Here is a 20816-nt window from a genome sequence, read left to right as displayed (position 1 = left end):
GCAACGCCGCGCCCATCAAGCAGGCGGATTCGCTCCGCATGGGCGGCGCGGCGATCCTACGCAGATAGGGGCCGGATACCCGCCGTGGAAGAAACCTCATCGCTTTTCCTCGAGGCCGTTCTCCTTCTCGGCGGCGGCATCCTGGCCGGCACCGTCTTCAAGCGGCTCGGTCTGGGCACCGTGCTCGGCTATCTCGCCGCCGGCGTGCTGATGGGACCGGTGCTGCGCCTGATCGACGGCGAGAACGGACGTATCCTCCATATCGGCGAGCTCGGCGTCGTGTTCCTGCTCTTCATCATCGGTCTGGAGCTGAAAGCGAGCCGCCTTTGGGCCCTGAGACGCCAGATCTTCGGGCTCGGCCTTGCACAGGTCGTGGTCACCGGACTGGCTTTGACCGCGCTCACCGTCCTGATCGGCATCGATTGGCACGCCGGCACTGTCATCGGCTTCGGCCTTGCCATGTCCTCGACCGCCTTCGGCCTGCAGCTCCTCGAAGAAACCGGCGAGACTAATACGCGTCACGGCCAGGCGGCCTTTTCGGTGCTGCTGTTCCAGGATTTGGCGATCGTGCCGCTGCTGGCCGCCATCGAGCTGCTGGCGCCGGGTGGCGAACAGGCGAGCATCGATCCCGTTCGCGTCGCGACCGCCGTCGGCGCGCTGGTGGCGCTGTTGGCAGCGGGGCGTTACCTCCTCAACCCGCTGTTCCGCATCATGGCGAGCGCCGGCGCGCGCGAGGTGATGATCGGCGCTGCCCTCTTCGTCGTGCTGGGTGCCGCGCTGCTGATGCAGGCGGCCGGCTTCTCCATGGCGATGGGTGCCTTCGTCGCCGGCGTGCTTTTGGCCGAGTCGTCCTACCGGCACGAGCTCGAAGCCAATATCGAGCCGTTCCGCGGCCTGCTGCTCGGCCTCTTCTTCATCGCAGTCGGCCTGTCGCTCGACCTCGCCGTCATCGAGGCGCAGTGGCCGGTCATCCTGGTCGCGGCACCGGCGCTGATGGCCATCAAGGCCGGGGTCCTCTATCTCCTCGCGCGCATCTTCGGCGAAGGCCGGGACCTTGCAAGCCGCATCGCTTCGCTGCTGCCGCAGGGCGGCGAGTTCGCCTTCGTGCTGTTTAGCGCAGCAGCAGGCCGGATGATCTTTCCGGCCGAAACCTCGTCGCTCCTCGTTGCCATCGTCACCTTGTCGATGGCGCTGACGCCGCTCTCTGCCTGGCTCGGACGCCGCTTCTCCGACGATTCGGCCGTGGAGGAACTGGAAGAGGACTTCGAAGGCGCCGGGTCGGAGGTGCTGATGATCGGCTTCTCCCGCTTTGGCCAGATCGTCGCGCAGGTGCTCTTGTCGAGCGGAATCAACGTGACCATCCTCGATTCTTCTGCCGAGCGCATCCGCAGCGCGACCGCCTTCGGCTTCCGCATCTATTTTGGATCGGGCCTTCGGCGCGAGGTGCTGGAGGCAGCCGGGATCCGCAAGGCCCGGCTCGTCGCCGTCTGCACCAACAGCCGTGAGACGACCGACCGCATCGTCGACCTGATCCGTGACGACTTCCCCAATGTCAGCCTCTATGTGCGCTCCTACGACCGCGGGCACGCTTTATCGCTGCGGGCGCGCGGCGTCGACTACGAGATCCGCGAGACGGTGGAGTCGGCCTTGAGCTTCGGTGGTGCGACGCTCACCGGGCTCGGTATCGAGGACGAACTCGCCACCCGGATCGTCGAGGACGTGCGCCGACGCGACTTGGAGCGCCTGAAGCTGCAGGAGGCCGAAGGCCTTTACGCCGGCAACCACATGGTGACGACGCGGGCCATGACGCCGGAGCCGCTGGTGAAGCCGAAAACGCCGCCGCGTGAGGATGCGGCCTCGACAGTGCAGGCGGCCGAGTCGAGCTCGAGGAGCCGGCGGCGCGGCCAAAGCTTCAGGGGACGGCGTCGCGCTTCCGAGAACGAGCGCGGCCGCTGACGCCGCTTCAAGTTGACGCCTTTCGACGCACTGCCGCTTGCGGGCGGAACTTGCGCTCACCAGCGCCGTTGCCGCCGCACGTCGTTTCGTCCGGAGTTTGCAGCGGCCCCATGAACAAGCGCCTTGCCTACCACGCCGAGCGGCACGGCCTCGTCATGGTGGATCCGCAATCCTTCGAGATCGAGCGCCGCAAGCGCGGCAAGGGTCACTCGATCTGCTTCGGCAGCGGCGAGACGGTCACCGATGTCCGCATCAAGGAGCGCATCAAGGCGCTGGTGCTGCCGCCGGCCTGGACGGACGTGCGCGTCTGCATCGACGAGAACGGACACATCCAGGCCATCGGCCGCGACGAGAAAGGCCGGCTGCAATACCGCTACCACGACCGCTGGGTGAACGTGCGCAACGCGGTAAAGACCGAGCGGCTGCTACGCTTCGGGCGCGCGCTGCCGAAGCTGCGCCGGCGGGTCGAGAAGGACATGCGCCGGCGCAACATGGACCGGGCCCTGACCGCCGCAACGGCGGCCCGGCTGATCGACATCGCCAGCCTCAGGCCCGGGCATGAGAAATATGCCGAGGACGGCGGGCGCGGCGTCGCCTCGCTGCGCAAGGGGAACCTGCGCATCACCCAGAATGCGGCGACGCTGAACTTCATCGGCAAGTCCAACAAGAGCCACCGGATCGAGATTCGCGACCGAACGGTCGTGAAGACGCTGAAGCGCATCCGGGTCGGCAAGGGGGAGCGCCTCTTCCACTTTCCCGGCGAGAAGAAGAAGCAGCGGACGCTGACGGCGAACCTCCTCAACGACTACCTGCACGAGGCGGCGCAGGCGAACGTCTCCGCCAAGGACTTCCGCACCTTCCACGGCTCGGCCGAGGCGCTGCGCTACCTGATCGAGGAAGTGGGCGAGAGCGCCGATACGGAGTCCAAGAAGAAGCGGGCGGTGGCCTCGGCGATGCGCTCGGTCAGCCAGCTCCTGCGCAACACGCCCGCGGTCGCCCGCGCTTCTTACGTCCATCCGGAGATCGTCACCGCCTTCGAGGAAGACAGGCTGCCGCAGGATCTCCTCAGAGGCCGCCAGCGCGCCGGGCTCAGCCGCGTCGAGACCGGCCTCATGCGGTTCCTCGAAGAGACGGCGGTTCAATAATCCTGACGGCCGCCGACAGGAGGGCGAGCCGTGGCGTTCGCCGTCAGCGCGCCTGCAGATGCGCCATTGCGGCAGCGGCGGCCAGCCGTGGCTCGAACGGTTCGACTTCGGGCAGCGGGAGGTCCAGAAGCGCACCGATGCCGCGCTTGGCCTCTTCCTTGAAGGGCAACGTCTCGTCGAGAATCGTGCGGGCGCGCATGAAGTCCAGCACGCGGTAGCGCGAGACCGACGGGCGCAGCAACAGGTCGGGCGAGGAGATCTTCAGCCGCGTCTCGATCATCGAATGCATCATCAGCTGCGAAGCGCCGAACATGGCCTCCATCGTCGTCGGCAGCCGACCGGCATCGCCCTCCGGTCCGCCGGTGACGTCCACCGCGACCACCATCTCGCCGCGGCCGGTCAGCCGGTCGAAGGGCAGCGGGTTGTAGATGCCGCCGTCGATGAGGATGCGGCCCTCCCGCCGCACCGGGCGGAACACCGCCGGCAGCGCGGCGGAGGCGGCGAGCGCGCTGAGGACGTCGCCCGTCTCAATGGGGCACTCCTTGCAGGCGTAGAAGTCCGTCGCGATCACCGTCAGCGGGATTGTCAGCTTATCGAAGGTCACGGCGACGGTCGGCGGCAGGAAGGCCGCCAGCACACGTTCGGCGTTCAGCTGGCCCAGCCGGAGGCCGCCACCGGCGACGAAGTCGCTGAAGCTCTGCGGCCGCGTCTGCCACAGGCGGCCGGCAACAAGCCGCTTGCGCGAGAAGCTGGTGAGGACGTCGTCACGGATCGCCGCGCCACTGAGGCCCGCGGCATAGGCCGCGCCGATGATGGCACCGATGGAGGAGCCGGCGATGCGGCTCGGCACGACGCCGAGCTCGTCCAGCGCCTCGAGCACATGGATGTGGGCGAGTCCGCGCGCGCCGCCGCCGCCGAGCGCGAGGGCAAGCGGCGCGGTGCTCATTGGCTCAGGCTCCGGCCGGGCCGACCGTGATGATGGTCGGCTGCACCGAAAGGAGCTTCTTGGCCACGGCCTTCACCTCGTCCATCGTCACGGCGTCGATCAGCCCTTTGCGCTTGTCGATGTAGTCGATGCCAAGATTGTCGAGCTGGATGCCGACGAGGGTCGAGGCGATCGACAGCGAGGAATCGAGATTGTTGATGACGTAGGAGCCTTTCACATACTCCTTGGCCTTCGCCAGTTCCTCGGGCGTCGGACCCTCGCTTGCCATGCGATTGATCTCGCCCTCGATGATCTTGACGCTTTCGGACGCCTTGTCCGAGCGCGTAGCGGTCGCGGCACCGAGCACGGCGGTGTGGTCGAAGGTCGCGAGCCAGGACGAGGCGCCATAGGCAAGACCGCGTTTCTCGCGCACCTCGGTATAGAGGCGCGAGGTGAAGGAGCCGCCACCGAAGATCTGGTTCATCAGGAAGGCGGCGAAGAAGTCGGGTGCATCGCGCTTGACGCCCGGCAGCGCGAACTGGATCTGCGTCTGCGGCACGCCAAGATCGACGTCCACCCGCTTGCCCGTAACCGGCGCGATGTCGGCGACCGGCGTCAGCTCGGCTTTCGCCGGCAGCGAGCCGAAGACCTCGTCGAGACGCTTGCCAAGGGTCGCCGGATCGATCGCGCCGACGACACCGACGATCAGGTTGTCCCTGCCGAAGGTACGGCGGCGGAAGTCCTGGAGATCGGCCTTGGTCACGGCCTTCAGCGTGTCCACCGTGCCGTCTTTCGGGCGCGCATAGGGATGGCCGGGAAAGATTGTCTCCCGCCATGCCTTGGAGGCGAGCTCGCCGGGATCGCGCTCATTGGCGATGATGCCGGCGGCGATCTGCCCGCGAATGCGCTCCACCGGCTCCTCGTCGAAACGGGACTCCGTCACCGACAGCTTCAGGAGGTCGAAGGCGCCGTCCTCGAACTCGGTGATGGTGCGGAAGCTGCCGGAGAAGCTGTCATAGGTCGCGTCATAGCTGAGCGAGACGCCGAGCTCGTCGAGCTTCTCCTGAAACGCCTGGCTGGAGATGTCGCCTGCACCTTCGTCGAGCAGCCCCGACATCAGGTTCGCGGTGCCCTCCTTGCCGGCGGCGTCCTGCGTCGAGCCGCCGCCCTTGAAGGCGAACTTCATCGCGATCAGCGGATTGGAATAATCCTCGACCAGAAGAGCCTTGATGCCGCCCGGGCTCGTGACCTCTTGGATCTCGACCGCCTCGGCAGGGCCGAGGATGGCCAGCGAGCCGCCAAGCCAGAGGCCGACAGTGCCGGCGAGAGTGGCGATGGTTGTGGAAAGCCGTGTCACGCGCTGAAGCTCCCTCGCAAGATTGACCATCAGGACCGCTTGTCGCCGTCCGGCTGCGGCTTCAGGTACCCGGTCACCGAACGCTTAGGCTGCAGGTACTTGCGCGCGACAGCATTGACGTCATCGACGGTCACCGCCTCGATCCGCTCCGGCCACTTCTGCACGTCCTCGATCGTCTGGCCCGTTGAGACCGCCGCGCCGTAGCGCCGCGCCATCGCCGTCTGACTGTCACGCAGGTAAATGACGTTCTTGCGAACGCGGTTCTTGGCGCGCTCCAGCTCGTCGGCGGTGATGCCCTTCTCGATGATCTTGGTGATCTCGGCATTGATGCCGGTCTCAATCGCGTCGATCGTCGCAGCGCCACGCGGCGATCCGTAGACGATGAACTGCCCGTCGTTCAGCGCCGTACCGGAATAATAGGCGCCGACGCCGGCGGCGATGCCCTGGCCGGAGACGAGGCTGCGATAGAGGCGGCTGGTGGTGCCGCCGCCAAGAATGTCAGCGAGTACGTCGAGGGCTTCGGCCTCGCGGCCCTCGGCCGTCGTCTCGGACGGCACGAGATAGAGGCGCTGCATCGAGGGCTGCGTCACCTTCGGATCGGTCAGCGTCACCGTGCGGGCCGCCAGAGGCTCCGGCTCGGCCGGACGGATCCGCTCGCCCGGCTCGGCGCGGCGCGGCACCTTGGCGAAGGTCGCATCGGCCAGCTGCCTGACCCGCTCGGCGGTCACGTCGCCGGCGATCAGCAGCGTCGCATTATTGGGCGTGTAATATTTGTCGTAGAAGGCGATCGCCATTTCGCGCGACAGCTTCTCCATCTCGCCGCGCCAGCCGATCACGGGAATGCCGTAGGGGCTGTTCTGGAAGAGCGCCGCCTGCGAGGCCTCCGAGAGCTGCGCACCCGGATCGTTGTCGATCCGCATGCCGCGCTCTTCCAGGATGACGTTGCGCTCCGGCAGGACCGCGGCATCATCGAGGATCAGGTTCTGCATTCGGTCCGCCTCGAAGCCCATCACCATCTCGAGGGCGTCGGAGGGAACCTGCTGGTAGTAGGCGGTGTAATCGTAGGAGGTGAACGCGTTCTCCTCGCCACCGATGTCCGAAACGGCCTTGGAGAAGGCGCCTTCCGGATGGGCCTTGGTGCCCTTGAACATCAGATGCTCGAGGAAGTGGGCGATGCCGGACTGGCCAGGCGCCTCGTCCGCCGAGCCGACCTTGTACCAAATCATCTGCGTCACCACCGGCGCGCGATGATCCGGCAGCACCACGACCTCCAGCCCGTTCGGCAGCGTGAAGGTGGTGATCCGCGCCTCCTCGGCCTTGGCCTCGCTCGTCGCCGTCGCGCCGACGGTCGTCTGCGGCTGCGGCGCTGGCGCCTCCTGGGCAGTGGCGAGGTTTGCCGCCGACATGAGGAGCGAGGCGGCGAAGGCCGCGATCCCAAACGTCCCGATCTTCGATATCATGCGCGCGCTTGATCCTTGACTTGGCGGTTCTCGGCCAGTGCGGCCGGCGGGCGAGAGGCAGACCTCGCCGCCAATTGCGTTTTTGTTGAGGAGAATGAAGCGGGCGGCACCGCAGCGCGGGAATGCCGCACCTGCCGGTCCATCAGCTCTCCCCGCGCATCGGCGTGAGAAAGCGCAGCACCGTCTCCCCGACACGGCGCTCGTCGTGGAGCGCGAAGCCGTCCGGCAAAGCGAAGGGCGCGCTGGCCGCCTCCTCCAGAACGCAGCGCGCGCCCTCCCGCAGCCAGCCATTGGTAAGTGCGCTCGTCAGCGCTGCCTCGCCGAGCGAGCGGCCATAGGGCGGGTCGGCGAAGACGAGATCGAAGGGCTCGATCGTGCCAACCGCGCCGAGCGCCGTCGCATCGCGCCGGAAGATCTTGGTGCGGCCCTGCAGCCCGAAGCTCTCCACATTGGTGCGGATCAGGCCGCGCCCCTCAACGCCCTCCTCCACAAAGAGGCAGAAGCGGGCGCCGCGCGACAGCGCCTCCAGACCGAGCGCCCCGGTTCCGGAGAAGAGGTCGAGCACGCGAGCGCCCCCGAGATCAGGCCCGAGTTCGCTCGCCAAGATGTTGAACAGCGTCTCGCGCGTGCGGTCGCCGGTCGGGCGGATGGCATTGGATGTCGGGGCCGCGATCGGGCGCCCCCGCAGGCTGCCTGCGACGATGCGCATCCTGCCTCAGCCCCGGTCGGGACGCTGCGGCTTGCCGCCACGCGGCCCGCCCGTGCCGCGCGGTCCCTTACCCCCGGCCGGCGCCGGACGGTCCGAGGGCGACTTCGGCCTAGCCGTGCCGCCGGCATCCGCCTTCGGCTTGCCCTGCGGACGGGCGCCCGGCGCCATCCAGACATTGGCCGAGCGCTTGCCGCCCATCGGCGGGCGCGACGGCCGCTCGGACGGCGCCTTGTCATCATCGCGGCCGCGCCGTGCCTCGCCGCGTTCGGCGCGCTGCGGCCGCTCGCCATCGCCTCGCTCGGGTCGCGAACGGCGTGCCAGCTTGCCGTCCTCGCCCCCACCAGCCGGACGGGCGCGGGTATCGAGACGGCCAAGCGCGTCCTCGCGCTTGGCATTGCGGGCCTTCTTCTTGTTGGGAGCGGTGTCGCTCGCGGAAATCCATTCACTGTCCGGCTTGCGCGACTTGGCACCGCCCTCGCGAGCGGGCGCTGCGGCGACCGGCGCGTTGGGGAAAACGTTGGCAATGGGCGCATCGAAGTCGGCGCCGGACTCTTCGATCAGGCGCTCGCCCAGCTGGTCGCGCAGCGTGCGGCCTCGAATCTCGCGCACCGCGCCCTCCTCCAGCTCGCCGAGCTGGAACGGCCCGAAGGAGATGCGGATCAGCCGGTTCACGTCGAGGCCGAGATGGCCGAGGATGCGTTTGACCTCACGGTTCTTGCCTTCGCGAAGGCCAACCGTCAGCCAGACATTGCTGCCCTGCTCGCGGTCGAGCGTCGCCTCCACAGCGCCGTAGAAGACGCCGTCGATGGCAATGCCCTGGCGCAGCTCGTCGAGCTTGGCCTGGTCGATGGCGCCATGGGCGCGCACGCGGTAGCGGCGCAGCCAGCCGGTGGACGGCAGCTCCAGGATGCGGGCGAGCCCCCCATCATTGGTGAGGAGCAGCAGCCCTTCCGTGTTGATGTCGAGGCGCCCGATCGAGAGAACGCGCGGCATGTCCTCCGGCAGGCGGTCGAAGACGGTCGGCCGACCCTCCGGGTCGCGGTTGGTGGTGACGAGCCCCTGCGGCTTATGGAACAGCCACAGACGCGTACGCTCGATCGCCGGCAGCGGCGCACCGTCCACCTCAATGTGATCCGACCCCGTGACATCGCGCGCGGGCGTGTCGAGGATCGTGCCGTTCACCTTGATGCGTCCGTCGGCGATCATCCCCTCGGCGTCGCGGCGGGACGCAATGCCGGCACGGGCGAGCCGCTTCGCGATGCGCATCGTGCCCGTCGCTGCAACCGGCTCCGAACGCTCGCGCCGGGCCGGACGCTCGCCGCGCTCGGACGCCTCGCTCGAGGCATCGCGCCGCGGGCGCTTGCGCTCAGTCGCGACCGCATCGGGCGCCAGCCGTCCATAGCTCTTCGGGCGCGCCGGCTTGCCGTCGGCGTCGGGCCGGGGCCCGTGGGAGAGCATGCCATGGCTGCGCGGGCGGAAGGGTTTGGCGCCTTCGGCGCTATCCGGGCTGGCATTGCGGCGCGGGCGGCGCGGCGCTTCCTCGCAACCATCCTCTCGCTTGAAGGACCGGCGCGGCGTGTCGCCGGACGCTTCGGCCGGACGCTCCCGCCGGGGGCGGCGAGCCTCGCCGTCGCCGCCCTCGCGATCGGGGCGAGGACGGAACGTCTTGCGCGGACGCTCCCCGGCTGCAGCATCGCCGTCTTCGCGCGGCCGGAACGGCTTGCGCGGGCGGTCGGCGCCGCGCGCGCCCTCTCCGCTGGCGGCCGCTGGCTTGCCGAAGCGCCGCGGTGCGCCACCGGACGGGCGCTCGCCACGGCCCTCGCCGCGCCCTTCGGCACCCGCCGTCCTGTCGCGCCGGAAGCCGCCGCTCTTGCGGGGCGCATCGCCGGCCGAACCATCGGCGGCGTCGGGCTTGGCACTGCGGGCGCCGCCGGGACGACCCGCGCGGGGACCGGCACCACCAAAGGAACGGCCCTGACGCGGTCCGCCGTCACCGTCCCGACCACCTTGTCCGCCAGGCCGCCGCGGTCCGCCGCTGCCGCCGCCCCGCTTCGGGCCGCGGTTCTTGCCGTTGTTGCCGTCGCTTGTGTCGCTCATCGTCTTTGCCTTTGCTGCGCCGCTGTCTATCAGGTCCCCCGATGAGGGGCGAGAGGCTGACTGGCGCATGAACTTCATGGAGATCGCGCTTGGGGCGGCGCGCGACGCAGCGCAACGCGGCGAGGTGCCTGTCGGCGCCGTTGTCGTACGGGATGGCGAGGTGCTTGCAGTTGCCGGCAACGAAACGAGGCTCGGCAATGATCCGACCGCGCATGCCGAGATGCTGGCCATCCGCCGCGCCTGCGAAGTTGTCGGTGCGGAACGGCTGACCGGCGCCGACCTCTATGTCACGCTCGAGCCCTGCACGATGTGTGCGGCGGCGATTTCCTTTGCCCGCATCCGCCGGCTTTATTTCGGCGCCGGCGACCCGAAGGGCGGCGGCGTCGATCATGGCGCGCGCTTCTACGCGCAGCCGACCTGCCTGCATGTGCCGGAGGTCTATTCCGGCATCGCCGAGAGCGAAGCCGCTGCGATGCTCAGGGACTTCTTCCGCGAGCGCCGCGGCGAGCCGGATCGCTGACGACGCCGCGACAGCCTTTCCGGATCAGAAGGGCAGAAGGCTCTTCAGCTTGGCGCCGAGGCTGTCGCTGTTGCGCTTCAGGCGCGCGGCCTTGACGTCCTCGTCGACACCCGGATCGTTGGCCGGCGCCGTCGTCGCGGCCTGGCGGTAGGTCAGCGGCGGCTCGCTCAGATACTTGCGCTGGGTCGGGCTGCCCTGGTTGCGCTCCTTGATGCGCTGACGGACCAGTTCGCTGCCCGACTTCAGCTCATCCGGCGACAAGGTGGTGTCGGCGTTGTCGCTCTGCATCCGGTAGCCGGTGCGGGACGTCGTTGCGGCGGCCATACGGTCATCCGTGATGCCCTCCTTGCGAGCGGTCATCACATTCGCCGGGATCGGCGTGTCGTCATCCCCTTGATAGGCGTTCTCGCGGATGCGCTTCGTGCGCGCCTCGGGCGATTCCGGCCAGCGCGGATCGGCCGTACTGCTGCGCGATTCCTGCGGCGGCGGCAGAACCGTCGTGGTCGACGGCTTCACCAGTGCAGCGCGCGGCGAGTAGTCGATGGCTTCCTTGTCGTCGCCACCGAGCGCCACCAGGTTGTTCATGTCGTCGAACAAGGTCTCGCCCTGCGACCTGCCGGTGCCGTAGGTCGGCCCGACGCAACCCGCGAGCGACAGTCCGGCCACGGACAGGATCAGGAAGCCGACGGCACTGCGGGCGTTGTTGCAAGGCATACGGTCCGGCCCCCTCGCCGTCTGGTCAGAGATTTCGTCCAGTTGGAACCTGGAACGGGCTCTGCGCGTCTCATTCAAATCTGGAAAATTCAAGGCGCTGTTCTATAGGAGCGCCGGCGGTGCCGCAAGCAAGGCAGCGCCGGCGGCGCTGTCTTGCCCCTCGTCCGGGGTCAGGCAGCCGTCAGGCGGCCCGACGCGCGGAGCTCCCGCAGTGCCTCGGCGTCGCGCTTCGTGACATCCGGGAACTCCGAGTCGGACCCGACATCCGCGGTGATCTTCCAGGAGCGGGCGCATTTGCGCCCTTCTGCCTTGGCGAAGGTGACGACGATCTCCGGTCCGACCGTATCATCCTGGAACACGGCGGCGTCGCCAGCCAGATCCGGATGCTCGCGGCCAAGCGCGGAGTTGCTCGCCTTGATCGTCGCGGCGGAGGTGATGAAGATGTCGGCGGCGTCAAGACCATCGAACAGCGCGGCATCCTTCTGCCCGAGATAGACGGTGGGTGCCGCCTCAAGCGAGGAGCCGATCACCTTGTCGCGCCGCTTCTCCTCCAGTGCGCCGAGAACGACACGGCGCACGAGCCGGATGCGCTGCCACTTCGCCGCCAGAGCGTCGTCGCGCCAGGCTGGATCGGCGTTGCGGAAGCCTTCCAGATGGACCGAGCGGCTCTCCGGATAGCGGGACAGCCAGGCCTCCTCGGTGGTGAAGGGCAGCATCGGCGCCAGCCACGTCACGAGATGGTCGAACAGCGTCCTCACCACCTGGATCGCCGCCTTACGCCGCACCGAGGACGGGGCGTCGCAATAAAGCGCGTCCTTGCGGATGTCGAAGTAGAAGGCGGACAGCTCCACCACGGCGAAGTCGAGCAGCGTGCGGGTGATCCGCTTGAAGTCGAAGGCGTCATAGGCCTTCACAACGACGTCGCCGATCTCCGCCAGGCGATGGAGCATCAGGCGCTCCAGCTCCGGCATCTCGGCGAACGGCACACTCTCGCCGGTGTCGTGGGCAAGCGTGCCGAGCATCCAGCGCAGCGTGTTGCGCAGCTTGCGGTAGGCGTCGATATTGGTCTGCAGGATGGTCTTGCCGAGCCGCAGATCCTCCGAATAGTCGGAGGAGACGACCCAGAGGCGCAGGATATCGGCGCCGGACTGCTTGATAACCTCCTGGGGCGTGACGACGTTGCCGAGCGACTTCGACATCTTGCGTCCCTCCTCGTCCATGACGAAGCCATGGGTGAGGACAGCGTCGTAGGGCGCCCGACCGCGCGTGCCGCAGCTCTCCAAGAGCGAGGAGTGGAACCAGCCGCGATGCTGGTCGGAGCCTTCGAGATAGAGGTCCGCCGGCCATTTCAGGTCGGGGCGCTTTTCCAGGCAGAAGGCATGGGTCGAGCCTGAATCGAACCAGACGTCGAGGATGTCGCGCACCATTGTCCACTTGGAGGCGTCGTGCCCGTTGCCGAGGAAGCGCTCCTTGGCGCCCTCGGCGAACCAGGCGTCGGCGCCCTCCGCGGCGAAGGCCGCAAGGATGCGCTCGTTCACCGCCTCGTCCTTCAAGACCTCGCCGTCCTCGTCCGCAAAGACGCAGATCGGCACGCCCCAGGCACGCTGGCGCGACAGCACCCAGTCCGGCCGATCCTCGATCATGCCGCGCAGGCGGTTCTGCCCGGCGGCGGGCACGAAACGGGTCTCGTCGATCGCCTTCAGGGCGCGCGAGCGCAGCGTGTCCTCGCCGGCGCTGCCGCCGGCAACCAGGTCGGGATCGCGGTAAGCGCCGCCTCTGGCGGTCACCGCCTCGACGAGCTTGGCGCCGTCGGCATCCACGGTGATACCGGAGCGCCCGTCCGCCGTTAGACCATGGCCGCCGAGCTCCTTGTCCATATGGACAAACCACTGCGGCGTGTTGCGGAAGATCACCGGCTTCTTGGAACGCCAGGAGTGCGGATACTGGTGCTTCAGGCGGCCGCGGGCCAGCAGGTTGCCGGCCGCGATCAGCGCCTTGATGACGCGGTCGTTGGCGTCGCCCTTCTTGCCCTTGTCGTCGATGACGCGGGCCGCGCCGCCCTCGGCGCTCGGTCCGAAGCCGGGTGCATCCTTGGTGTAGAAGCCGTCGTCGTCGACGGTGAAGGGGATCGCCGTATCGATGCGGCGCGCGTCTAGCTCGCGGCGGTTCGCGGTCCACACGTCAAAATCCTCGCGACCGTGGCTCGGCGCGGTGTGGACGAAGCCGGTGCCGGCGTCGTCGGTGACGTGCTCGCCGGCGAGCAGCGGAACGCCGAAGCCGTAGCCGCCGCCAAAGCCGCTGAGCGGATGGGAGCAAACTAGACCGGCGAGATCGGCGGCACTGACGGCGCCGAGGCGGCGCCAGCCGCCGTCCGGCACGCGCGCTTTACCAAAGACGTCGGCCGCCAATGCGTCGGCGAGGATGTAGCGTTCACCCTGCTTGGCCCAACGCGGTGCCTCCGCGTCGTCCGGCGCCACCACTTCGTAGAGTCCATAGGAGACGCGATCGGAATAGGCGATGGCCCGGTTGCCCGGCATGGTCCAGGGCGTCGTCGTCCAGATGACGACGGCTGCGGAGCGCAGAGCATCAACCTTTTCGGCATCACTGGACCAGCAGACGCCATCGGTCGACGCGTCCGAGGAGAGGACCGCCTCGCGAACCGGGAACTTCACCCAGACCGTGTCGCTCTCATAGTCCTGGTACTCGACCTCGGCCTCGGCAAGCGCAGTCTTCTCCACCACCGACCACATGATCGGCTTGGAGCCGCGATAGAGCTGGCCGGACATGGCGAACTTCAGGAGCTCGCCGGCGATCACGCTCTCGGCCCCGTAGTTCATGGTGAGGTAGGGGTCCTTGAAGTCGCCCTCCACGCCGAGGCGCCGGAATTCTTCCGACTGGATGCCGACCCAGTGTTCCGCATAGGCGCGGCATTCACGCCGGAAGGCGATCATGGCGACGGAATCGTGCAGGTCCGGCTTGGCCTTGCCCTTGGCCCGGTAGTTCTCCTCCTCGATCTTCCACTCGATCGGCAGGCCGTGGCAGTCCCAGCCCGGCACGTAGTTGGAATCGTAGCCGCGCATCTGGAAGGAGCGGGTGATGACGTCCTTCAGCACCTTGTTGAGCGCGTGGCCGATATGGAGATGGCCATTGGCATAGGGCGGGCCGTCGTGGAGGACATATTTCGGCCGGCCGGCGGATTCCTTGCGCAGCGTGCCGTAGAGATCCATCGCGTCCCAGCGGCGGATCCATTCCGGCTCGGCCGCCGGCAGGCCGGCGCGCATCGGAAACGCCGTTTCCGGAAGATAAAGGGTCTTGGAATAGTCGATCGTCGTCGTTGCGGACGCTTCGGTCATCGGTTTTGCCAATCGTCGGCCGGCCCGGCGGGGCGGTGCGGCTACTCTGAAAATCGTGCGGGATCGTCGCGGCCCCGGCCCTCGGCGTGATCGCTCAGAAGGCCGGGCGGATAATTCGCCGGATGCGGAGAAGATGCGGCTGTCCCATGTCGGGAGGCTCTACCAACTCCGCCCGGTGAAGGAAAGCGCGTGTCCCACAGGCAAGAAGCGCCGCCGGCTCAGAAGGCGATCCTGGCATCGAGCGGGCTCAAGGGGGTGACGCCGGCCAAGAGCGCCCTCGCCTCGTCGGCATCCTTATGCATCTGCACCACCAGCGCATCGACGCTTTCGAACCGCCACTCCTCGCGCTGATAGGCGAAGAGCGACACTTCGACCGTCTCGCCGTAGAGATCGCCGGAGAAGTCGAAGAGATAGGTCTCGAACAAAGCGGCGCCATTGTCGAAGGTCGGGCGCCGGCCATAACTGGCGACGCCCTCGTGCAGCGTGCCATCGGCGCGCCGCAGCCGCACGGCATAGATCCCGAGCTTCAGGAGATGATCGTCGGGCAAAACGAGATTGGCGGTCGGGAAGCCGAGCGTGCGGCCGAGCTTCTGCCCATCGCTGATCGGACCCGCGATGGTCCAGCGATAGCCAAGCAGCGCATTGGCCTCGGCGAGATTCCCCTCGTGCAGCGCATCGCGGATGCGGCTGGAGGAGACGATGGTGCCGCCCTCGTCGCCAAACGCCTCCACCAGCGTCACGCCGAAGGGCCAATTGCCCTCCTTCAAGAAGGCCGGCGTGCCGCGGCGTCCGGCACCGAACTGGAAGTCGAAGCCGACGACGACATGGCGGGCCTTGATGCTCGTCACCAGGATCGTGTCGATGAAGGCCTCCGCGCTCATCGCCGAAAAGTCGCGATCGAAGCGCTGCTCGATGACGGCGTCGAAGCCGAGCGCGCCGAGGAGCCGGGCCTTCATGGGAGCCAGCGTCAGGCGCGGCACCGGGCGCTCGGGCGCAAAGAAGGTGCGCGGATGCGGCTCGAAGGTCAGGCAGACGAGAGGCGCTGCCAGTTGCTCGGCGATCCGCCGCGCCTCTTCCAGCACTTCCTGATGGCCGCGATGGACGCCGTCGAAATTGCCGATGGCAACGACGGCGCCGCTGAGATCGGCCGGCCAGTCACCAGTACCGGGAAGGCGGCGGATCTGCCCTGCCATCACGCCAGGGCCGGCATGGCGTAGCGCGCCGAGAGCCCGTTGGCGGCAAGGCCTGCCGCCACGGCGGCCGCATCGCCCCCTTCGAAATCGGCGGAATGGATGCCGCCGGTGATGAACAGCGCATCGACGCCGAAATTGTTGGCGCCGCGGATGTCGGTCGGCATGCCGTCGCCGATCGCCAGGATCGGCGTACCGGCAACGATCCCGGCGGTGCGCACCGCCAGCTCGTAGATCGGACGATACGGCTTGCCGGCGAGGCGCACGCTGCCGCCGAGCGCCTCGTAGTCGCGGGCCAGCGCCCCGGCGCAGAAGAGCAGGCGGTCGCCGCGATGCACGACGATGTCCGGATTGGCGCAGACCATCGGCAGATCGCGCACGGCCAGTCGCCGCAACTGGTCGGCGTAATCCTCCGGCGTCTCCGTTTCGTCGTCGAAGAGGCCGGTGGCGATGATCACCTCGGCATCCTCCTCGGCGACACGCTCGACGTCGAGGCCGCCGAAGATCTCCAGATCGCGTTCCGGCCCGATATGAAGGACGCGGCGACTGCCTTCGGCGATCAGCTGGCGCGTCACGTCACCTGAGGTAATGATGGCGTCGTAAGCGTCCTGCGGGACGCCGAGGCTCTCAAGCTGACGCTCCACCCCGGACGCAAGACGCGGCGAGTTGGTGAGAAGGGCGACCTTCAGGCCGCGCCGGCGTGCCCCGGCCAGCGCACGTGCTGCGTCCTGCGACGCGGTGATGCCGTTATGAACGACGCCCCAGATGTCGCAGAGGATCGCGCCATAGGCGCCGGAGACCTCTTCGAGACGCTCGATAAGCCGAAGGCTGATCCCGTCGTCCATGCTACCCCGCAGTCTTCCAGCCGTACCCGGCCCTATTGAGCGCTAGGCGTTACTGAGGTGGTCCGGAACGGTCAAGCCGCGGAGCCGCGCCTTATGCGCCCAGCCCGCCCCACCCCTGCGCTCCTTTTTTACCGTCAAGCGCCGCGTCCGGCTGCCGATTGCACACGGAACCGCCATCGAGGCAGGCTACGGGATACCGGTCGGACCGGACGCCGATGCCGGACCCTGGGTTGGGGACCGCTTGGTGCCGGATCTCGTCCGAGGCAGACGGGTCTCGTCCGAAGGCAGATAAGGAGCCGCATGACAAGCAGAACGCCCTGCACGTTCGAGGCTCGTCATGGCCCGCTCGCCACCGGCCATCATCTGAAACGGAGAGCCACCATGTCCTTCCGGTTCGCGGCACCTTTCGCTCTTGCCCTTCTCGCAGTGTCGCCGGCATTGGCCGAGCGCCTTGAACTCCAGGTGGCCGAGGCGCAGCAAGGCTTCGACGCCGAGTCTTCACAGCCACTCGTCAGCATCCGACTTGCCGACGACAGCGCACGAGCCTTCGCACGCTTCACGAGCGAGAACGTCCGTCGGCCTGTCGATATCGCCATCGACGGCAAGGTCGTGCTGACGCCGTTCATCAACGAGCCGATCCTGGCCGGCACGATCGAAATCCGGGGCCTGCGCTCAGCACAGAAAGCAACGGAGCTGGCGGTCCGACTGCGCTCCGGCACGGCGGCACTGGCAGTGGAGCCGCGCGAATAGGAGACCCATCCGTCACACGATGCCACGGTGCCTGTCGTGCTGATCTGCTCGGGGAAGCCGGTCATCGCCACGTTCACCACAATCACGCTGCGCAATCTTTCGCGGCGTCCAAAGCTTGCGCGAACCTTGACAGACGGCGGAGGCGCATCCTATCTCGCGGCCGTTAGCACTCGCCTCTGGTGAGTGCCAAGCCATCCAAGCCGGGTGCCTGTGGAGGGCCCGGTTTCTAAGCGAGCAAGGGTTCGACGACAATGGCAAACGTGAACTTCCGTCCTCTCCATGATCGCGTCGTTGTGCGCCGCGTGGAGTCCGAGACCAAGACTGCCGGTGGCATCATCATCCCGGACACCGCCAAGGAGAAGCCGCAGGAAGGCGAGATCGTCGCCGTCGGCGCTGGCGCCCGCGACGAGCAGGGCCGCGTTCAGCCGCTGGACGTGAAGGCCGGCGACCGCATCCTCTTCGGCAAGTGGTCCGGCACCGAGGTGAAGATCAATGGTGAGGACCTCCTCATCATGAAGGAATCCGACATCATGGGCATCGTCGGCTAATCAGCCGTACGCCCTTCCCCACCCGTTCCCATCTTTTGAAACGACGCGGCTCGAAGGAGCGCGTCGAGGAGAGACAAAATGGCAGCCAAGGAAGTAAAGTTCGGCCGTGACGCCCGTGAGCGGATGCTGCGCGGCGTCGACATCCTCGCCGATGCGGTGAAGGTCACGCTTGGTCCGAAGGGCCGCAACGTCGTCATCGACAAGAGCTTCGGCGCTCCGCGCATCACCAAGGACGGCGTCTCCGTCGCCAAGGAGATCGAGCTCGAGGACAAGTTCGAGAACATGGGCGCCCAGATGGTGCGCGAAGTGGCCTCGAAGACCAACGACAAGGCCGGTGACGGCACGACGACCGCCACGGTGCTCGCCCAGGCGATCGTGAAGGAAGGTGCCAAGGCCGTTGCGGCCGGCATGAACCCGATGGACGTCAAGCGCGGCATCGATTCGGCTGTCGCCAAGGTCGTCGAGTCCCTGCTCGCCTCCGCCCGCAAGATCGACACCTCCGACGAGGTCGCCCAGGTCGGCACCATCTCCGCCAATGGCGAGAAGGAAATCGGCCAGATGATCGCGAACGCGATGCAGAAGGTCGGCAACGAGGGCGTCATCACGGTCGAGGAAGCCAAGACCGCCGACACCGAGCTCGAAGTCGTCGAAGGCATGCAGTTCGACCGCGGCTACCTCTCGCCGTACTTCGTCACCAATGCCGAGAAGATGGTGGCGGATCTCGAGGACGCCTACGTCCTCCTGCACGAGAAGAAGCTCTCCAACCTCCAGGCGATGCTGCCGGTCCTCGAGGCCGTCGTCCAGTCGTCGCGTCCGCTGGTGATCATCGCCGAGGACGTCGAGGGTGAGGCTCTCGCCACGCTCGTCGTCAACAAGCTGCGTGGCGGCCTGAAGATCGCCGCCGTCAAGGCTCCGGGCTTTGGCGACCGCCGCAAGGCCATGCTCGAGGACATCGCGATCCTCACCGGTGGCCAGGTCATCTCCGAGGACCTCGGCATCAAGCTCGAGAACGTCACGCTCGACATGCTCGGCCGCGCCAAGAAGATCTCCATCACCAAGGAGAACACCACCATCGTCGATGGTGCCGGCGAGTCCGAGCAGATCAAGGCTCGTGTCGGCCAGATCAAGGCGCAGATCGAGGAGACCACCTCGGACTACGACCGTGAGAAGCTGCAGGAGCGCCTCGCCAAGCTCGCAGGCGGCGTCGCGGTGATCCGCGTCGGCGGCGCGACGGAAGTCGAGGTCAAGGAGAAGAAGGACCGCGTCGACGACGCCCTCAACGCGACCCGTGCGGCCGTCGAGGAAGGCATCGTGCCGGGCGGCGGTGTCGCTCTGCTGCGCGCCTCCAACGCCGTCAACCTGAAGGGCGAGAATGCCGATCAGGACGCCGGCATCGCCATCGTCCGCAAGGCTCTGCAGGCCCCGATCCGTCAGATCGTGACCAATGCCGGCGCCGAAGGCTCGATCATCGTCGGCAAGCTGCTCGAGAACGGCTCCGAGACCTACGGCTACAACGCCCAGACGGGCGAGTATGGCGACATGATCCAGATGGGCATCGTCGACCCGGTCAAGGTCGTGCGCTCGGCCCTGCAGGACGCGGCGTCGGTTGCCGGTCTCCTCGTCACCACCGAGGCGATGATCTCCGAGGCTCCGAAGAAGGACTCCGGCATGCCGGCAATGCCGGGCGGCGGCATGGGCGGTATGGGCGGCATGGACTTCTAAGAACCGAAAGGTTCGCGGAAGGCCGATAAAGCCGCCTATCATCAAAGATGCTGAAACTGGGCAGGCCCGGTTTCAGGTGGCGGCATGGACTTCTAAGAACCGAAAGGTTCGCGACGTTCGGCCAGCCTCACAGGCTGACTGCAAAGGGCTCGGCGCTTCGGCGCCGGGCCTTTTTCGTTGGCGAGCAGCAGCGGCATCGCGGCCAACGAATGATCGAGGAGCACTGACCCGCATTATGTGACGTGGAGCGACGCAACCCTACCGGCTGTACAGCCCGATTTATCTGCCGCAGAGGAATTCCATATTATACATTTTCTTCATTATCTGAATTTGGATCTTCTTCCTTAGCCATGGAGAAGTACCTCTCTAGACCACTAGATATACTCACTGAATATAATGCAAGTGGCTTGGGGCACATCTTGGATTATTCATTGAGCAGAAACTCGATCTACCTCTGTACAGTGGCCTTTTCCTAGCATCTACAGTTTCGAATCCAGCCAGTCACAAGCTTCCCTGACGATAGGCTGGCCCAACAGGCGGACTGTGACTGACTTGCTACGGGGGTGGCATAGCGCAGTCCCCTGGGTTGGGGACCGAGACATGATCCGTAAGACTGCTGCGCCAGAACCGCGCGCCACCGGCTATCTGCATGCCGTTCTGGTGGGATTTGCAATGTTGTGGACGCTCCTCTTGGGAGCATTGCCCGCCCAAGCGGCCTCGCCAGCCTGCAATGCCATCAACGCAATCGGCACAATCTACAATCCGGGTCAGTTCAGCCACAGCTATCCCGCTGCGAGCTTTATCGACGGCGAGGAGGTCACGGCAACAATCGTCGATGCTGGCGTCTTCGGCCCTATGAACGGGGACGCTGTTTTCCTCAGCCGCGCCGATTACACCAATGCTTATGTCTATTCGTCTGACACCGGATTGGCAGGCACCCACACGCTGACGGCGCCATCGTCCTTTCTGAGGGCTAACGGCCTCTTGGTGTCGATCACCGCTTACGATTCCATCTCGTCCGTTACGGTCACCTGTTCCGGGACCTCTCCCACAGTTACCGGCATCACACCGACCAGCGGTTCAACCGCCGGAGGAACGGCGGTCACGCTGGACGGCACCAATCTGGCCAACGTGACGTCCGTGACGTTTGACGGCGTCGCTGCGACCAGCGTCTCCGCGACGGCCACCTCGATCACGGCCACGACACCGGCTCATGCGCCCGGCATCGTCAATGTCACGGTCAGCGGCACGACTGGCAGCGCCACGGTTGTCAACGGCTTCACCTACATCGTACCGATGACCGTCTCGCCGGCGGCTGGCCCTCTTCCCGGCGCAACGGCAGGGACGGCATACAGCCAGGCAATCATAGCCAGCGGCGGCACCGCGCCCTACGGCTATGCCGTCACCGCCGGCGCGTTGCCGGCGGGCGTGACCCTTTCGACGGGCGGCACCCTCTCCGGCACGCCGACCGCTGTCGGCACCTTCAACTTCACCGTCACGGCGACCGACGCCAACAGCTTCACCG

At 67.0% G+C, this 20816-nt stretch carries 16 protein-coding genes; 7 read left to right on the top strand and 9 right to left on the bottom strand.

The features are described 5' to 3' along the window. Window positions 1-84: 84 nt before the first annotated feature. Window positions 85-1956, top strand: a complete 1872-nt coding sequence (locus tag C0R46_RS20305; protein WP_245413703.1) for a monovalent cation:proton antiporter-2 (CPA2) family protein — start codon at window positions 85-87, stop codon at window positions 1954-1956. Window positions 1957-2066: 110 nt separating this feature from the next. Next, window positions 2067-3101, top strand: a complete 1035-nt coding sequence (locus C0R46_RS20300) for a DNA topoisomerase IB (RefSeq protein WP_102961501.1) — start codon at window positions 2067-2069, stop codon at window positions 3099-3101. 43 nt (window positions 3102-3144) lie between these two features. On the opposite strand, the gene C0R46_RS20295 is transcribed toward C0R46_RS20300, so the two are convergent. From C0R46_RS20295 to C0R46_RS20275, 5 genes are all read right to left on the bottom strand, one after another. Beyond that, complete coding sequence (locus C0R46_RS20295; protein WP_102961500.1) at window positions 3145-4047, bottom strand: patatin-like phospholipase family protein; 903 nt, start codon at window positions 4045-4047, stop codon at window positions 3145-3147. Between the two features lie 4 nt (window positions 4048-4051). Further along, window positions 4052-5383, bottom strand: a complete 1332-nt coding sequence (locus tag C0R46_RS20290) for a M16 family metallopeptidase (protein ID WP_245413702.1) — start codon at window positions 5381-5383, stop codon at window positions 4052-4054. 29 nt (window positions 5384-5412) lie between these two features. Then, window positions 5413-6843 (bottom strand): M16 family metallopeptidase, encoded by a 1431-nt coding sequence (locus C0R46_RS20285; RefSeq protein ID WP_102961498.1) that lies wholly within the window; start codon window positions 6841-6843, stop codon window positions 5413-5415. A 142-nt stretch (window positions 6844-6985) separates the two neighbouring features. After that, window positions 6986-7552, bottom strand: a complete 567-nt coding sequence (gene rsmD, locus C0R46_RS20280; RefSeq protein ID WP_102961497.1) for a 16S rRNA (guanine(966)-N(2))-methyltransferase RsmD — start codon at window positions 7550-7552, stop codon at window positions 6986-6988. Window positions 7553-7558: 6 nt separating this feature from the next. Continuing rightward, window positions 7559-9649: a pseudouridine synthase gene (locus C0R46_RS20275; RefSeq protein ID WP_102961496.1), complete on the bottom strand. Its 2091-nt coding sequence runs from the start codon at window positions 9647-9649 to the stop codon at window positions 7559-7561. Between the two features lie 67 nt (window positions 9650-9716). On the opposite strand from C0R46_RS20275, the gene C0R46_RS20270 reads away from it, so the two are divergent. After that, window positions 9717-10169: a nucleoside deaminase gene (locus tag C0R46_RS20270; RefSeq protein WP_245413701.1), complete on the top strand. Its 453-nt coding sequence runs from the start codon at window positions 9717-9719 to the stop codon at window positions 10167-10169. A gap of 24 nt (window positions 10170-10193) precedes the next feature. On the opposite strand, the gene C0R46_RS20265 is transcribed toward C0R46_RS20270, so the two are convergent. From C0R46_RS20265 to C0R46_RS20250, 4 genes are all read right to left on the bottom strand, one after another. Beyond that, window positions 10194-10883, bottom strand: coding sequence for a hypothetical protein (locus C0R46_RS20265; protein ID WP_102961495.1), 690 nt, complete (start codon window positions 10881-10883; stop codon window positions 10194-10196). Window positions 10884-11053: 170 nt separating this feature from the next. Beyond that, window positions 11054-14236, bottom strand: coding sequence for an isoleucine--tRNA ligase (gene ileS / locus C0R46_RS20260; RefSeq protein WP_102961494.1), 3183 nt, complete (start codon window positions 14234-14236; stop codon window positions 11054-11056). Window positions 14237-14454: 218 nt separating this feature from the next. Continuing rightward, the gene (locus C0R46_RS20255; RefSeq protein WP_102961493.1) at window positions 14455-15429 is read right to left on the bottom strand and encodes a bifunctional riboflavin kinase/FAD synthetase; all 975 of its coding nucleotides are present in this window, start codon (window positions 15427-15429) and stop codon (window positions 14455-14457) included. After that, on the bottom strand, window positions 15429-16271 hold the full coding sequence (locus C0R46_RS20250; RefSeq protein WP_102961492.1) for a TIGR01459 family HAD-type hydrolase: 843 nt from the start codon (window positions 16269-16271) through the stop codon (window positions 15429-15431). Before C0R46_RS20250 ends, C0R46_RS20255 begins: the two co-directional genes overlap by 1 nt. Window positions 16272-16571: 300 nt before the next feature. On the opposite strand from C0R46_RS20250, the gene C0R46_RS20245 reads away from it, so the two are divergent. From C0R46_RS20245 to C0R46_RS20230, 4 genes are all read left to right on the top strand, one after another. Beyond that, a complete protein-coding gene (locus C0R46_RS20245; RefSeq protein ID WP_198598424.1) occupies window positions 16572-17021 on the top strand; it encodes a SecDF P1 head subdomain-containing protein in 450 nt (149 codons plus the stop codon). A 251-nt stretch (window positions 17022-17272) separates the two neighbouring features. Beyond that, the gene (gene groES, locus C0R46_RS20240) at window positions 17273-17569 is read left to right on the top strand and encodes a co-chaperone GroES (protein WP_102961490.1); all 297 of its coding nucleotides are present in this window, start codon (window positions 17273-17275) and stop codon (window positions 17567-17569) included. A gap of 78 nt (window positions 17570-17647) precedes the next feature. Then, window positions 17648-19291: a chaperonin GroEL gene (groL, locus tag C0R46_RS20235; protein ID WP_102961489.1), complete on the top strand. Its 1644-nt coding sequence runs from the start codon at window positions 17648-17650 to the stop codon at window positions 19289-19291. Window positions 19292-19891: 600 nt separating this feature from the next. Beyond that, a partial coding sequence (locus C0R46_RS20230; RefSeq protein ID WP_198598423.1) for a putative Ig domain-containing protein occupies window positions 19892-20816 on the top strand: 925 nt, incomplete at its 3' end.

It is taken from the genome of Mangrovicella endophytica (genome assembly GCF_002893625.1).
Taxonomy (GTDB): domain Bacteria; phylum Pseudomonadota; class Alphaproteobacteria; order Rhizobiales; family Rhizobiaceae; genus Mangrovicella; species Mangrovicella endophytica.
This window is presented reverse-complemented; position numbering and strand designations above follow the sequence as displayed.

What these genes read in the sequence shown, in the direction of transcription:
- C0R46_RS20245 (WP_198598424.1), top strand. Translation starts at nt 16,572, where the DNA reads ATGACAAGCAGAACGCCCTGCACGTTCGAGGCTCGTCATGGCCCGCTC.
- groL (WP_102961489.1), top strand. Translation starts at nt 17,648, where the DNA reads ATGGCAGCCAAGGAAGTAAAGTTCGGCCGTGACGCCCGTGAGCGGATG.
- C0R46_RS20285 (WP_102961498.1), bottom strand. Translation starts at nt 6,843, where the DNA reads ATGATATCGAAGATCGGGACGTTTGGGATCGCGGCCTTCGCCGCCTCG.
- C0R46_RS20300 (WP_102961501.1), top strand. Translation starts at nt 2,067, where the DNA reads ATGAACAAGCGCCTTGCCTACCACGCCGAGCGGCACGGCCTCGTCATG.
- C0R46_RS20295 (WP_102961500.1), bottom strand. Translation starts at nt 4,047, where the DNA reads ATGAGCACCGCGCCGCTTGCCCTCGCGCTCGGCGGCGGCGGCGCGCGC.
- ileS (WP_102961494.1), bottom strand. Translation starts at nt 14,236, where the DNA reads ATGACCGAAGCGTCCGCAACGACGACGATCGACTATTCCAAGACCCTT.
- C0R46_RS20275 (WP_102961496.1), bottom strand. Translation starts at nt 9,649, where the DNA reads ATGAGCGACACAAGCGACGGCAACAACGGCAAGAACCGCGGCCCGAAG.
- C0R46_RS20250 (WP_102961492.1), bottom strand. Translation starts at nt 16,271, where the DNA reads ATGGACGACGGGATCAGCCTTCGGCTTATCGAGCGTCTCGAAGAGGTC.
- C0R46_RS20270 (WP_245413701.1), top strand. Translation starts at nt 9,717, where the DNA reads ATGAACTTCATGGAGATCGCGCTTGGGGCGGCGCGCGACGCAGCGCAA.
- C0R46_RS20255 (WP_102961493.1), bottom strand. Translation starts at nt 15,429, where the DNA reads ATGGCAGGGCAGATCCGCCGCCTTCCCGGTACTGGTGACTGGCCGGCC.
- rsmD (WP_102961497.1), bottom strand. Translation starts at nt 7,552, where the DNA reads ATGCGCATCGTCGCAGGCAGCCTGCGGGGGCGCCCGATCGCGGCCCCG.
- C0R46_RS20265 (WP_102961495.1), bottom strand. Translation starts at nt 10,883, where the DNA reads ATGCCTTGCAACAACGCCCGCAGTGCCGTCGGCTTCCTGATCCTGTCC.
- groES (WP_102961490.1), top strand. Translation starts at nt 17,273, where the DNA reads ATGGCAAACGTGAACTTCCGTCCTCTCCATGATCGCGTCGTTGTGCGC.